This is a genomic window from Campylobacter sp. 2018MI13, assembly GCF_018501135.1.
GTDB lineage: Bacteria > Campylobacterota > Campylobacteria > Campylobacterales > Campylobacteraceae > Campylobacter_E.
Map to the genome: position 1 here is coordinate 1 of NZ_JAHCZC010000373.1, position 208 is coordinate 208.

1 pseudogene is annotated in these 208 nt (G+C 38.9%); it reads left to right on the forward strand.

Annotated features, from left to right (window positions below):
• Positions 1-208 (forward strand): annotated as a pseudogene (locus tag KJQ99_RS10460) (LutB/LldF family L-lactate oxidation iron-sulfur protein); the annotation flags it as partial.

A 208-nucleotide genomic window follows, 5' to 3' on the forward strand; every position in this document is an offset into this window, starting at 1 on the left:
TATATCTCCGCAATTATTCGGTATGAAAGAGCATGGAGATATTTTAAGCTTATGCTCTTTATGTGGTCGTTGCTCTGAAGGTTGCCCTGTAAAAATCCCACTTGATAGTATGATTAGAAAATTACGCCGTGATAAGATAGGTGAAGCTGGAGATAATGCTCCACTAGGTGCAAATGAATTAGAGCATAGTGCAATGGAAAGCTATGGA